The 14,719-nt window shown below is 40.9% G+C and carries 7 protein-coding genes; 5 read left to right on the top strand and 2 right to left on the bottom strand.

The genetic code is table 11. The features are described from left to right. Nucleotides 1-17 precede the first annotated feature (17 nt). From HYU69_03365 to HYU69_03345, 5 genes are all read left to right on the top strand, one after another. Nucleotides 18-1,901, top strand: coding sequence for a T9SS type A sorting domain-containing protein (locus HYU69_03365; GenBank protein MBI2269376.1), 1,884 nt, complete (start codon nucleotides 18-20; stop codon nucleotides 1,899-1,901). Nucleotides 1,902-1,909: 8 nt separating this feature from the next. Next, nucleotides 1,910-2,773 (top strand): hypothetical protein, encoded by an 864-nt coding sequence (locus HYU69_03360; protein ID MBI2269375.1) that lies wholly within the window; start codon nucleotides 1,910-1,912, stop codon nucleotides 2,771-2,773. 169 nt (nucleotides 2,774-2,942) lie between these two features. Beyond that, the gene (locus HYU69_03355) at nucleotides 2,943-6,644 is read left to right on the top strand and encodes a PKD domain-containing protein (GenBank protein ID MBI2269374.1); all 3,702 of its coding nucleotides are present in this window, start codon (nucleotides 2,943-2,945) and stop codon (nucleotides 6,642-6,644) included. A 99-nt stretch (nucleotides 6,645-6,743) separates the two neighbouring features. After that, the gene (gene mfd, locus HYU69_03350; GenBank protein MBI2269373.1) at nucleotides 6,744-10,181 is read left to right on the top strand and encodes a transcription-repair coupling factor; all 3,438 of its coding nucleotides are present in this window, start codon (nucleotides 6,744-6,746) and stop codon (nucleotides 10,179-10,181) included. Between the two features lie 190 nt (nucleotides 10,182-10,371). Further along, nucleotides 10,372-13,281 (top strand): T9SS type A sorting domain-containing protein, encoded by a 2,910-nt coding sequence (locus tag HYU69_03345; GenBank protein ID MBI2269372.1) that lies wholly within the window; start codon nucleotides 10,372-10,374, stop codon nucleotides 13,279-13,281. Nucleotides 13,282-13,405: 124 nt separating this feature from the next. On the opposite strand, the gene HYU69_03340 is transcribed toward HYU69_03345, so the two are convergent. Then, on the bottom strand, nucleotides 13,406-14,050 hold the full coding sequence (locus HYU69_03340; GenBank protein MBI2269371.1) for a hypothetical protein: 645 nt from the start codon (nucleotides 14,048-14,050) through the stop codon (nucleotides 13,406-13,408). Nucleotides 14,051-14,053: 3 nt separating this feature from the next. Then, nucleotides 14,054-14,647: a DUF502 domain-containing protein gene (locus HYU69_03335; protein MBI2269370.1), complete on the bottom strand. Its 594-nt coding sequence runs from the start codon at nucleotides 14,645-14,647 to the stop codon at nucleotides 14,054-14,056. Nucleotides 14,648-14,719: the final 72 nt, after the last annotated feature.

Below are 14,719 nucleotides of genomic sequence, written 5' to 3'. Positions count from 1 at the left end.
AGGCTAAAAAATAGATCATGATAAAACCTATACTTATTAATACAAAAGTGATGATCCTCGCTTCTGTATTACTTACCGCGCAATATGTCAATGCCCAAACAGGGCCGGGTGGTGTTGGGAACGCCGCCACCAATGTTATATGGTTAAAAGCCAATGCAGGCACTTCCACAACTATTGATGGCGCTGCTGTTAGTGGTTGGAACGATCAATCGGGGAATATAAAGAATGCGGCGGCCGGTGCAGGGCAAGAACCTGTCTATAAGGCGAATATTATTAATTCAACTCTTCCTGTATTGCGGTTTACTGCGGCCAGTAATCATCGTATGCTTTCAACAGGTGTCAGTTCCAGCTCAACACTGTCATTATGGGCAGTTGTTCAATATTCCTCTTTGCCTTCTGCGAATCCTGGAATAGTACAGGGTTCGCCTGCAGGCCTTGCATTTTCTACAATAGGTCCTGATAAATCTGTTGGGCTTTGGGTTGAAAATACCGGCAAGGTGTGGGGGAGAGGAGTTCAATCTGATGGTATTCCCAGGAACCTTACTAAGGTTACCACGTTGAGCCCGGGAACATTTTACATCATTAACACTGTGTATGACGGAACAAACATAAAACAATACGTGAATAATGCTATTTCAGGTACCGCTGCATATAATGGAACCTTAAAGTCGTGGTCGGATTTTGGTGTTGGAAGGCAAGGCTCGGAAACCTGGAATGGGGATATTGCTGAGGTGTTTGCATTTAATTTCGCTGCAAATACAGCACAGCGGTTAGTTGCAGATAATTACCTGTCGAGCAAGTATAACATTGCGCTTAGTTCCAATGATAAATATTCCGGTGATATAGCTGGAAATGGTGATTATGATTCGGAAGTGACAGGAATAGGACGGATGGATGCCTCCAATACATATGCAACAGCATATTCGGCCGGCTTGCATTTAGCCCAAAGTGCAAATTTTGGTGATGGCGATTATTTATTTGCAGGACATAAGACGGTTTCTAATTCTGTTAACGCAAGTGATATTGGCGGGATGAGTGGCAGTGATAACGCGCGGTGGGAAAGAATATGGTATTTTGATGTAACAGAAACAAGTGCGCCTGCAAGTGCGACCAATATTACATTTGATATGAGTGAAGGCGGAATGTCTGCAACTCCTGCAACCCCTGCAAATTATGTGTTATTATACAGGGCGGGTCAGGCCGGTAATTGGACCGAATTAGCTGTCGGTTCATCAATAGCGGGGGATCAGATCAGTTTTACCGGAGTGACGTTGAGCAGTGACGGATACTATACTTTAGGTACAAAAAATAAAGCAAGCTCGCCGCTACCCATACAACTTCTCAGCTTTGATGCCAGGCTGGTTGATAAAGTAAAAGTAGAGTTGAATTGGAAAACGGCAACGGAAGTGAATAACGATTATTTTACAATTGAAAGGAGTAAAAATGGCGCAACTTTCGAAGATATAGGTCATGTAAAAGGTTCAGGGAATAGTTCTTCTGAAAAAACATATTCACTTGTGGATGATGGTCCGTATGAGGGAAATTCATATTATCGTTTAAAGCAAACAGATTTTGACGGGAAGAATGAGACGTTTGAAATGGTCGCTGTTTATTATGAAAAACAACCCGGCGGCGGTTGCATATTAAAAGTATTTCCGAATCCTTGCGCAGGTCAATGTACGGTAGCTTTAACTGATTGTATAAGTGCGGAGGATCCTGAGATCAATGTTGAACTGATTGATGCCGCAGGAAATAAGGTATATTCTAAAATACCATATCGTGATGATAAGGGTTCGTTCAACTTTCAGATCGATACCGAGAACAATCTTACTCCCGGGGTTTATATTGTCCGCGGTATAAACAAAAAAGAAAGTTACGCTCAAAAATTACTTGTAAAATAATTTCAGCTATGAAGGTTAAGATATTCCCTCTTTTTTTTATTGCCATTTCAGTCTGCACTATGTTTTCCTGCAAAAGCAGTAAGTCTGAAGATGGTGCAGGCACATCCGATTCAACTTCGTCTGTCGGTCCCCGTCTGGATTCCAACGACCTGCGTGTATTTACTTTGCCGGCTCCACTGCAGGTCGCTACATTACTCAAGACCGAGGATCTTAAGTATAACGAAAAAATATTGATGCCTTCAAAAAAGGCGGCGGCAGTGTATTCATCACATTACTTAAGGGCTCTTAATCTGGGCATATATACGATCGATCTGGGTTATGCCACGGTTTATGAGCAGCATCAAACAGCATTGAACTATGTTAAAATAATGGAATCACTTGTTCAGGATCTGGGTATTTCAAGTGGCATAAGTGGTCAAACCGTAAGACGTTTTGAGAATAATATCCGGAAGCAGGATTCTTTGTATCACATTATTCTTCAGTCATACAGCCAGGCGAATGAATATTTCCAGACCAATAAGCGGGAGGAGATCGGGATGTATATTTTAAGCGGCAGCTATATTGAAGGATTATACCTCTCCCTGCATTTCAAGGAAATACCTGAAAACAGGGTGTTGCGCAATCTTATCGGTCAGCAGAAATTATTTTTAGAGAATATTATTGAGCTGCTCCAATATACTGAAGAAAAACCTGAAACGGTTGCCCTCCTTGTGAAACTGATGAGCATCAAAAAAGAATTTAATGCTATTAGCGTGGTGTATGATGATTCTGGTAATGGTAAAATTGCGGTAAAGTGTTCTGTCGACCTGCATCAGCTTGCCTCTTTATTGAATAAAGTAATCGAGGTGAGGAATAAAATTATAAACAATTAAAGATCCGGTTTTAGGTGAGTCAGGTGTTTTTTCGTTATTCTTCAGGATAAGGCGTCATAATTAGGTCAAAATCCTCCCCCCTCAGAATTATTTCCTTTTTAGTTCTTTTTATTGTAACCCTTTTCTGTCAGTTTCGTTAAAGGGGGAGGATATTTAACAAAGAATTGTTATGATAAAATCAGTTACAAAACAAATTGCGTTTATTTTGCTTACGGTTGTTGCAGAAATACTGAACGCACAATGCTTATTAAAAGAGGTTTCACTTGCTGATCGTGCTAATGCATCTGATCTGATCATAGAAGGTAAAGTTATTTCTAAGGAATCCTATTGGAATGCAAGGCATAGTATGATATATACGATGAATACCCTTGAGGTATATAAGATTTTTAAAGGCTCACTCAGCACAACAAGCATTAACATAATTACTGAAGGCGGAATTGTGGGCTTTGACAGGATAACGGTTGAGCCGGGGCTGGAGTTGAATGTAGGTGATATAGGGGTGTTTACAAGTGTTTCAAATACATTGCCTGTTCCGGCCTATCAAAATAATATATTCCCGCATTATAATACCTATGCAAGCGTTCAGGGATTTATAAAGTATGATCAAATCTCCGGCAGGGCAGGTGACGGATTTAAATCATATGACAATATAGATAAACAAGTATACAAGGTAATTGAAAGTCAAACGCAACAGGCTTTTAAAATAATTCAGTCCTTCAGCCTTGATATTTATTTTAACAATTCGGCCAAATTGATGGCGGGCCCCAGTATTACAAATTTTAGTCCCGCTACTATCACAGCGGGTACCAAATCGCAGTTAACAATTAATGGTACAGGATTTGGAGCAACAAGGGGTTCCGGGACTGTTGGATTTAAAAATGGAAACGATGGAGGCGGTACATATATTAATCCCATAGCAACCCAGTATATATCCTGGTCCGATACTCAGATCATTGTTGAAGTGCCATCAAATGCAGGTACCGGAACTATAACAGTAAATCAAAGCGGGACAGGAACAAGCGGCTCAACATTAACGATCAGTTATTCGGAACTTAACGCGACCTATGATCCGGGCACGGGAACGCAAAAATATAAAACACATCATGTAAGCGATAATGGAAGCGGGGGCTATACATGGCAAATGCATACGGCGTTTGATGGAAACGCTTCGGCAAAAGCAAGTTTTATACGAGCCTTTGATACCTGGCGTTGCAATACAGGTGTTAACTGGACAATAGGTTCAACAACATCTGTAAGTGCTCATTCAAGTGATGGAACTAATGTTATCGCCTTTGATGACAATGATGCCCTGGGAGCGGGTGTTTTAGGAACATGTTACAGCTATTGGTCTTCCTGTGACGGCTCGGACTGGTACGTGAATGAGCTGGATATTATATTTGACAATGGAAGTAATATTACTCCAAGAACCTGGCAGTATGGAACTGCATTGCCTTCAACAAATGAGTATGATTTTGAAACCGTTGCAGTTCACGAACTGGGTCATGGTCATCAATTGGGACACGTAATTAATGCCGGAGCCATTATGCATTATGCTATCTCTAATGGTACCTCAAACCGTTCCCTTAGTACGAACGATCTGAATGGGGGCAACGATGTTCAGAGCAGGAGTACGGCGGGTAATGCCTGCGGTACAGCAATGACAAATTACCCGGGTTGCGGAACTCCTCCGGTAGCAAATTTCACTTCCAATAAAACTTCAGTTTGTGCCGGTGGATCGGTAAGTTTCACTGATCAAAGTACAAATACACCCACTTCATGGGCATGGACGTTCAGTGGAGGTACGCCTGGTACGTCAACTTTGCAAAATCCTAGTATTACTTATAATGCAGCAGGAACTTATACGGTTTCATTAATGGCCACAAATTCAAATGGCAGCGACACCAAAACTGTTACTAATTATATAACTGTAAATATTAATCCTTCAGCGTCGTCTTCCACTACAGATATTTCCTGTAATGGAGGCAGTGACGGAAGTGCTTCTGTTTCTGCCAGTAGTGGAGCAAGCCCATATACCTATTCTTGGAGCACCGGTTCGACTGCTATTACTATTGCAAGTCTTGCAGCGGCCACCTATACCTGTACTACTACAGATAACAAGGGATGTTCTGTTACTACAACCGCGGTTGTTTCGCAGCCATCAGCATTAAGTGTTTCACTTACTCCAACCAACACAGGCACATGTGGTGGAAGTGATGGGTCTATAACCAGCTCGGTTAGCGGTGGAACACCAGGTTATACTTATTCATGGCAGAATTCGGCAACTTCTGCTAATATTAGTAGTCTTGTCGCTGCTACTTATTCTTTAACAGTTACAGATAATAAAGGTTGTGTCAAATCAGGTTCAGCTACTGTGAATAATACCGGATGCGTGGTAGGAATAACCAACCTTTCAGCCGGGTATTGTGGAATTACGATTAGTAATTTTAATCAGTTAATTTATTGCGACCAGGTAACAGGAGCTTCGGATTATGAGTATCGTTTTGTAAACGTGGGATTGGCTTTCAGTAAATCTGTTCAACGTGGAAGTGGGTTAACAGACTTCAATGTTGCTGCTATTGCAGGTCTATCGTATGCAACGGTCTACAATGTTGATGTTCGTGCTTATGTATCAGGTTCATGGGGTAGTTATGGAACTGTTTGCACAGTAACTACACCTTCGTTCCCAACTACCCAGTTATCAGGGAGTTCATGTGGGGCAGTATTTTCTTCATTGAATCAGGTGATTTATTGTGATCAGGTAAGCGGAGCCTCGGACTATGAATATCGTTTTGTAAATTCCGGTACCGCTTATAGCCAAACTGTTCAGCGCGGAAGCGGCCTGAATGACATTAACCTGCTTTCAGTACAAGGTTTAAAATATGGATTATCTTATAATGTTGATGTTCGTGCATACGTTGGAGGAGAATGGGGTAGTTTTGGAAATGTATGTGCAATTTCAATATCCTCGGTACCTTTAACACAATTGGCAAGTACTTATTGTGGTACCACATTTACTACACTTAATCAGGTGATATATTGTAACCAGGTTAGTGGAGGTTCAAATTATGAATATCGCTTTGTAAATTCAGGTACGGGCTACAGTCAGACTGTTCAACGTCAAAGTGGCCTGACCGATCTTAACCTCCTTGTTGTACCGGGATTAAAATATGGTTTAACATATAATGTCGATGTTCGTACTTATGTTGGAGGCACTTGGGGATCTTTTGGTACCGTTTGTACAATTACAATGTCATCTATACTTTCCACCAAGGTTGCAAGCTCTTATTGTGGAAGTAGTGTTTCCAGTTTTGCTCAGGCATTGTATTGTGATCAGGTTCCCGGTGCGAGTAATTATGAATACCGAGTTACTAATTCCGGATTGGCATACTCTCAAACAAAACAACGCTCCAGCGGACTCACTGATTTCTATATGGGCTGGTTTTCCGGACTTTTACCTGGAACCACATATGATGTCGAAGTGAGGGCATATGTTGGAGGCACCTGGGGAAATTTCGGTGCTATTTGTACGGTAACAACTGCAGGAGGCTACCAAATAGTGGCGCATCAACGCAATCCGGATTCTTTTGAAAATTCTGTTATAAATAGGAATCCTTCTTCGGATATGCTTATATATCCCAATCCCATATCAATAAATAACATGCTTTCAATTGATCTAGGAGATATGTTGGATGATGAATCATCAGGTGAAATAAAAGTATATAATATTTTAGGTGGAGAAATAACCGCAAAAAAAATCGTCAATGTCCGTCTTGTTGAGCTGAATATAGATGAACGTTTCACTCCTGGTTTATATTTTGTGGAAGTCGCTGCAGGAGAGAAGAGGCAGAGCAAGGTGATAGTAATTCAATAAACCTGAGTTTTTCCAATATACCGGGAGCCCGATTTATCAGGGCTTTCTGTTTTTACTGATAATAATGATATAAATATAGTATTTTAGCAGTGCGCCCGGATGAAGTTAGAGCAGCTGCTTAAGAACTATTTTGATAGTGATAACACTTTACAGATCCTTGAAAAGTTAAGATCGCCTGGGAATGCTCATGTCCAATTGAAAGGACTGGTGGGTTCCTTTCCTTCATTTGCGTTAACAGCCGTTGCCGCGCAACTAAAAAAGGTCCATTTATGTATACTTCCCGATCAGGAAGGTGCCGCCTATTTTTTAAATGATCTTGAAAATATTCTTGGTAAGGAATCTGTTTTATTTTTTCCTTCTTCAGGTCGTAAGCCTTATGAACATTCACAGGGCGATAGCTCCAGTATTTTATTGAGGGCGGAAGTGTTAAATCATCTCTTGCAGCGATCTGAAGATGCCTGTGCACCTGTTGTTGTTGTCACATATCCTGAGGCACTTGCTGAAAAAGTAGTGACCCGGTCACATCTTTCAAAAAATACGCTCCAGGTATTGAAAGGAGAAAAGTTGTCGGTTGATTTTGTAATTGATGTGTTGTTAGAATATGGTTTCAGCCGTGTTGATTATGTTGTTGAGCCCGGACAGTTTTCTGTACGGGGCGGGATTATAGATGTATTTTCATTTTCAAGTGATGATCCGTATAGAGTAGAATTATCGGGGGATGAAGTTGAATCCATTAGGTCATTTGACACTGTTAGCCAGTTGTCTGTTGAACAATTGGACAAAATAAATGTTGTTCCCAATATTCAGACTAAATTGCTCAGAGAGAGCAGGCAAAGTTTTTTAGAGTATATACCTGCTGAAACAGTTTTGTGGCTGAATGACCTTGAATTTATTTCTGAGACAATTCATAAAGAGGTTGAGCGGGCCACAGGCGCTTTTGAAAAGCTCGAAGCATTGATTGATCAGCTCCCGCCATCAGAATTGTTTATTGATCGGGAAATATTCATTAAGCAGGTATCTGCTTTTTCAACGGTAGAATTTGGTAATCGATTTTACCTGAATGCGGATCTGACCATTACGTATGACCTTTCTCCTCAGCCTGCCTTTAGGAAAAATTTCGGCTTATTAATGGCTGATCTTGATGAAAAAGGCAAAACCGGATTTAGCAACATCATATTTTTCGATACTGTAAAACAAGCCGAAAGATTACACAATATTTTTAAAGACATTGCTGTAAAAGGCGAAGTCTCTGATCCTCTCTCTGTTCAAAGCAACTGGGAAGGAGCTGATTTTTCCATCCATGAGGGTTTTGTTGACAAGCAGAATAAAATCGCCTGCTATACTGATCACCAGATATTTGAACGCTATCACCGTTTTCGGTTAAAGAATGCTTTCAGTAAAACCAATGAAGCGATTACCCTGAAGGAGATAAAGGGACTTAATCCGGGTGATTATATCACACATATTGATCATGGCATCGGTCGTTATGGCGGACTCGAAAAAATGGAAGTGAATGGCAAGTTGCAGGAAGCGATCCGATTGGTATATAGGGACAATGATATTTTGTATGTAAGCATACATTCCCTGCATCGTATTTCAAAATACGGAGGGAAAGAAGGCGCTATTCCCAAGATAGACAAGCTGGGAAGTAATGCCTGGCAAAATCTGAAGCAAAAAACAAAGAGGAAAGTTAAAGAGATCGCGTTCGACCTGATAAAATTATATGCTGAACGCAAAGCAAAAAAAGGGTTTGCTTTTGCACCGGATAATTATCTGCAGAACGAATTAGAAGCATCCTTCATTTATGAAGATACCCCGGACCAGCTTAAAGCCACACGTGATGTAAAAAAAGATATGGAAGATCCGGCACCTATGGACAGATTAGTTTGTGGTGATGTTGGATTCGGAAAAACGGAGATCGCCATACGTGCTGTTTTTAAAGCAGCAATTGATGGGAAACAATCGGCAGTGCTTGTTCCGACAACAATACTTGCCTTACAGCATTACCGGACATTTTCAGACCGACTGAAAGGGATGCCATGCACTGTAGATTATATAAATCGTTTTAAGTCGGCCAGGGAGCAGAGAGAAACATTGGAGAAACTCGCCGAGGGTAAGATCGACATTATTATAGGCACCCACAGGATAGTTGGTAAGGATGTAAAATTCAAAGACCTGGGCTTGCTGGTGATTGATGAAGAACAAAAGTTCGGTGTCGGAGTTAAGGATAAACTGAAAACTATCAAAACGAATGTGGATACCCTGACACTGACGGCGACTCCTATTCCACGTACATTGCAATTCTCGATGATGGGAGCGCGTGACCTGTCTATTATTAATACTCCGCCTCCCAATCGTTACCCTGTGCAGACCGAATTGCATTCATTCAACCATGAATTGATTCGCGACGCAATTATGTATGAAGTTTCGCGGCGCGGACAAGTGTTCTTTATTCATAACCGTGTTGGAACTCTTGCCGAGATCGAATTACTGATCAATAAGCTATGTCCGAATGTAAGGGCGTTAACCGCCCACGGGCAAATGGATGGAGATAAACTGGAAGAAGCAATGATGCATTTTATTGATGGCGACTATGATGTACTTATATCAACCACCATTGTTGAATCGGGGCTCGATATACCAAACGCCAATACAATGATCATTAATGATGCTCATACTTTCGGGTTAAGTGATCTGCACCAATTACGTGGCCGGGTGGGTCGTTCCAATAAAAAAGCATTTTGTTATTTGCTTGCTCCGCCCCATTCAGTGCTGACGAGTGAAGCTCAGAAACGTTTGCGTGCCATATCCGAGTTCTCCGACCTGGGAAGTGGTTTTCAGATCGCGATGCGCGACCTTGATATAAGAGGTGCCGGAAATTTATTAGGTGCCGAGCAAAGCGGTTTCATTACGGAGATCGGTTACGAAATGTACCAGAAAATACTGGACGAAGCTATGGAGGAATTGCGGGAAGAGATTTCTGTGAAGGAGGAGGGACAGGGGATGAAGGACAAGGGAAATACAGGGGATACAGGCTCTTCTCTTCCTGGTCCTTCGTCTCCAGCCTCTCAAAACTTTATAAAAGATTGCCAGATCGATACCGACCTTGAAATACTTATTCCGGATAGTTACGTGAGCAATATTACAGAACGGCTTGGTTTGTATCGTGAACTCGATGATAGCAAAATTGAAAATGACCTTGCTGCATTTGAGAATAAATTGAAGGATCGTTTTGGTCCCGTTCCCCTCCAAACAATGGAATTAATAAATACTGTGCGTTTGCGTTGGGCGGCACTTCAGATCGGTTTTGAGAAAATAATACTTAAGAATAATAAGCTGGTCGGTCACTTTATTTCAAAACAGAATTCGCCTTATTATCAAAGCCTTGTTTTCCATATAGTTTTAAAATATGTGCAACAAAATCCAAAAATTTGCAGAATGAAAGAAAATAATAATAAACTTACCCTGACTTTTGAAAATATTAAAACAATTGATATGGCAATAGTGGTTATCAAGAAAATAGTTTCGAATACGTAAGTGCAATTGTCCGAAGTTGGACTCAAGTATAAGTCTCCCCAAATATCGCTTTTGCGCCGTATTATTATTCGACATTGTGAAAAACAAGCAAAAGACGAACAATAATATGATGGATTCCAACAAGGAAGCCAGGAAAATACCATTGTTTAATGAAACTATATTATTGGCCGAATCGTATAACAAGTGGTTTATGAACTTGAAAATTGCGAATACTATGAAGAAAATGAATTTTGGTGCTGGTATTCATTTTTTTTGTTGCCTTTTTATCTTTGGTAGCATATCCTATAATGCATCCGCCCAATTTACAAAGGTGTATGATTTTCAGGCAGACAATTATTTAAAGGCTCCCAGGTATGGTGAGCTGGTTACAGATGGGACCTATTTGTATGGAACCGCTTCATCCGGGGGCGTGTATGGAGCCGGAGGTATTTACAGGATAAAAACAGATGGTACATCATATTTGTGTTTATATGATTTTAATGGAACAACGGATGGCGGAAGCTGTAACTCAGGTTTAGCCATTTCGGGAAGCATATTGTATGGAGCAACTACTTCAGGTGGCACTATCGGACATGGTACTATTTTCCAGGTTAACACGGACGGTACGGGATATACGGTATTGTATAATTTCAATAATAACACCCCGAATTTCGAAGGACGGAATTGTTGGACACAAATGATAATTTCGGGGAACGTACTTTACGGAGTTACTTATACAGGGGGTGCCACAAATAACGGAACTTTATACAAGTATGATCTGGGTGGAGGAGGATATACAAAACTGCGGGACTTTGATAACACTAATGGTAAGGGGCCAATTGGCACATTAGCTATTTATGGCAGTACGTTATTTGGAACAACCTATAATGGAGGAACTTCCGGCTTAGGTGTTGTTTACAAAATATTAACCGATGGAACCGGATTTACCAAATTACATGATCAGACATCTGCACTTGGGTCCAATCCAAATGGTGGAGTTGTTTTAATAGGAAATACATTATATGGATCAACTTATTTTGGAGGAGCTTCAGGTGTTGGAGTAATTTTTTCAATTGATACTACCGGTGGCAGTTATACCATTCTAAAAGAGTTTACAGGACCACCTGGACCAGACCGGAGTTTGTGTCATTTCCAGGTTTCAGGAAACGTATTATATGGTACCACAAATTATGGCGGAGCTTTCCAAAGTTCGGGTAATGGAGGTACTGTTTTTAAGTATGATCTTGGAGCAGCTCCGGGATCAGAGTTCACAAGCCTTCATGATCTGGTAGCAAGCGTTTCAGAAGGGAACTGGATATGGGGCTCTGTAAAGCTTATTGGAACCGAGTTATTCTGGATAACAGCTATCGGAGGAGCGAGCAATCAGGGCACTCTTGCAAAAATGAATACGGATGGTACCGGTTATATCAAATTACTCGACTTTAACAAGGCACCTAATGGAAGCAGCCCTTTTGGAGCTTTAACATTGGTTGGAAATGTGTTTTATGGCGTTACAAATAGCAGTGGCTCGAACGCGGCAGGGTGTATTTTTAAGTACGATCCGGCGAGTGGAGTGTATACCAATCTTCTCGATTTTACGGGTAATACCGGAGCTGCACCCGGAAGTGGTTCGCTTACAACGTTAACTCCTTCCGCGGATGGAACCATTTTGTATGGCACCACCCGGTTTGGTGGAGCTAATGGGAAGGGTGTTATATTCCAGGTAAATACTGATGGTACCGGTTACACGGTATTGCTTGATTTTAATGGTAATACGGGGACTATGAATGGCAGCAGTTGTCGGGGTTCATTGATACGTTCGGGGAGTATGTTATATGGAATGGCTTATGATGGCGGGACCAGTAACCTGGGGTGTGTATTTCAAATGGATCTTACACAGCCAGTAGGCTCACAATATACGAAATTGCTTGATTTTACCGGGGCCGCTAATGGCAGCAATCCGCGAGGTGCGTTAACAATTTCAGGAACTAAGTTATATGGAATGACACTTAATGGCGGAGCCTCAGCAAAGGGTTCTGTTTTTCAGCTTGACCTTACCCAACCTATCGGTTCACAATATACCAAGTTACTCGATTTTACAGGGACTGCAGGAGTTGCTATCGGAGCTAATCCTTGGGGAACACTACTGCTGAATGGCACAAACTTATACGGAATGACGCAGTTAGGTGGAGTTTCAAATATTGGCTGTATTTTTAAACTGGATCTTACCCAGGCAATTGGTTCACAATACTCAAAACTATATGATTTTACCGGCGCTGCCGATGGCTCTACTCCAATGGGATCATTTACTTTGGTAGGAAATGTTTTGTATGGAATGACCCAGCTAGGAGGAACGAGTGCTTATGGTGTACTTTTTCAGTACGACCTCGGGGGAGGAGGCTATACTAAATTATTCGATTTTGATGGTACCGCAAATGGCCGTTATCCGTATAGCGAAGTAACTTTTTATAATCATTATCTATATGGAATGACAAACACGGGAGGAACAGGGAATATCGGTACCATATTTAAGTTTACAAATACCCTGTTGCCGATAGAATTGGTCTCATTTAATGCAACAGGTTCTGATGGAAAAGTTTTTACTTCATGGGTGACCGCCAGCGAAACCAATAATGATTATTTTACTGTGGAAAGATCAAAAGACGGAATAAATTTCGAATCATTTGCTATTGTTAAAGGTGCCGGAAACAGCAGCCATAAATTAAGTTATTCCGCAGTTGATGAGAGGGCATACAATGGCACCTCATATTACAGGCTCAAGCAAACTGATTTCGATGGAAAATACTCGTATTCAAACATAATACCTGTAGATTTTAAGTCTAACAGTAAAGCTGAATTTTCGGTTTATCCAAACCCTGTAAAGCTATCCGATAATGATAAATACGCTCTTACACTTTCAGGTCTGAGGCAGGAAGTCCCTGTGTTGGTTGTGTTATATGATCTAATGGGCAAAGAATTTTATTCAAAAGTTTTGATGACCTCAGATAGCGGCCAAACAGAGTTTCTGATCGAAAGCAGTGAACCCCTGCCGCGCGGTGTTTATTTAATAAGGGCATCGGGTAATGATAGATTGTTGAGTAAAAAAGTTGTAGTAGAATGATTGATATTAACTGTTTCGTGCCAATTTAAATTAAAATTATTTTCTCATATCTTTTATTATGCACGCTAAATCCATTTGGAGTGATAAAGCGATACTTCACAGCGCATATCAATTACTTAAACAATTAATTCAACTCCTTCTGCTTATCACTAATCGCCTCCAGCACTTTCTTCTGGGCCTCAACTTCCTTTTTCTTGTCCTCTATTTTACTTTTGTTCACTTCAATATCGCGCTCGGCATCGGTTATTTTTTTCTTGTATTTTTCAATATCACCGGCCAGGTTCTCATTTTCCTTCACCAGGCCATCGCGCAGCTTTTCGAGTTTGTCAAATGCCTTTTGCGCGTCTTTTACCTGCTCGCCAACCGATTCACTGCTGCGCTTGTAGGCGAAGTCTTTCACAATATCTTTCGCCCCGCTCATGTACGATGAACGATCCGGAGTTTTTGATTCGGCTGTAGCAATAGGATCAAACACTACAACCAATTTAACTTCCCCGTCTTTTATTTTTTCCATGGTTGCGGTCACATTAAATTTTCCGCTCGACAAGCTCTTTATGTCAGCATCTTTCGCCTCTATTTTATTTTTGCTTACGTCAACTCTGGCATCGTACTTTTTCATTAACGATTTCCAGTCTTTGGTTATATCATCCTGTTCGGTTTCATAAATGGTGGTTACAAGTGCATCGCCCGATTCTTTAACCGTAACTTTTTGTGCAATAAGTTCTGTAAGCGTCATTACACTTAACAAGGTGATCAGTAGTTTTCGCATGGTTTATTTTGTTTGTTGATTATGGTCATCTATATCTGTAACTCCGCCCGAAACAATAAACTTCATTACTTCGGACGATCCGGCATTTAGCGGAGTTACATTTTCTTTAGGCGCTATCAATAAAACCCCCGAAAAAGCATAAGAATGGGGCATATACACCGCCACCTTGCCTTCGGAGATCGACAGGTACTTCAGGTCGGTTTGTGTGATAAAACCAAGCTGCTGGTTACCCGTTTCCTTATTAACAAGCACTAATACCGGCTTATCGAATTTCTTTTTGCTGCCCAAAAATGCCGAAAGCAGATCCTTAACAGAGGAATAGATTGTTTTTATAAAAGAGGTGCGCACAAGAGTACGGTCGATCACCAGCATAATGGATTGGAACACCAGGCTGGAAGCTAATATCCCAATCAAAATAACGAGGACAATAACGCCAAAAAAGCCAATTAAAGAATCAATATAGGGATGGATCGTAATTCCCAGTTCATGCAGTACAGAACCCACTTTATTGAACAAAAGAGCCATTATGTAAAAGGTAATGAACAGCGGCGCTGCGGTTAATATACCTTGTATAAAATATCGAACTATTCTTTTCATTTTTACATCACTATATCAACGATAGTAAAGGTAAAAAATTTGTTGATGAACCATTAAACCCTGGCTTTCATT

It is taken from the genome of Bacteroidota bacterium, from assembly GCA_016183775.1.
GTDB lineage: Bacteria > Bacteroidota > Bacteroidia > JABDFU01 > JABDFU01 > JABDFU01.
This window is presented reverse-complemented; position numbering and strand designations above follow the sequence as displayed.

What these genes read in the sequence shown, in the direction of transcription:
- HYU69_03365 (MBI2269376.1), top strand. Translation starts at nt 18, where the DNA reads ATGATAAAACCTATACTTATTAATACAAAAGTGATGATCCTCGCTTCT.
- HYU69_03360 (MBI2269375.1), top strand. Translation starts at nt 1,910, where the DNA reads ATGAAGGTTAAGATATTCCCTCTTTTTTTTATTGCCATTTCAGTCTGC.
- HYU69_03355 (MBI2269374.1), top strand. Translation starts at nt 2,943, where the DNA reads ATGATAAAATCAGTTACAAAACAAATTGCGTTTATTTTGCTTACGGTT.
- mfd (MBI2269373.1), top strand. Translation starts at nt 6,744, where the DNA reads ATGAAGTTAGAGCAGCTGCTTAAGAACTATTTTGATAGTGATAACACT.
- HYU69_03345 (MBI2269372.1), top strand. Translation starts at nt 10,372, where the DNA reads ATGAACTTGAAAATTGCGAATACTATGAAGAAAATGAATTTTGGTGCT.
- HYU69_03340 (MBI2269371.1), bottom strand. Translation starts at nt 14,050, where the DNA reads ATGCGAAAACTACTGATCACCTTGTTAAGTGTAATGACGCTTACAGAA.
- HYU69_03335 (MBI2269370.1), bottom strand. Translation starts at nt 14,647, where the DNA reads ATGAAAAGAATAGTTCGATATTTTATACAAGGTATATTAACCGCAGCG.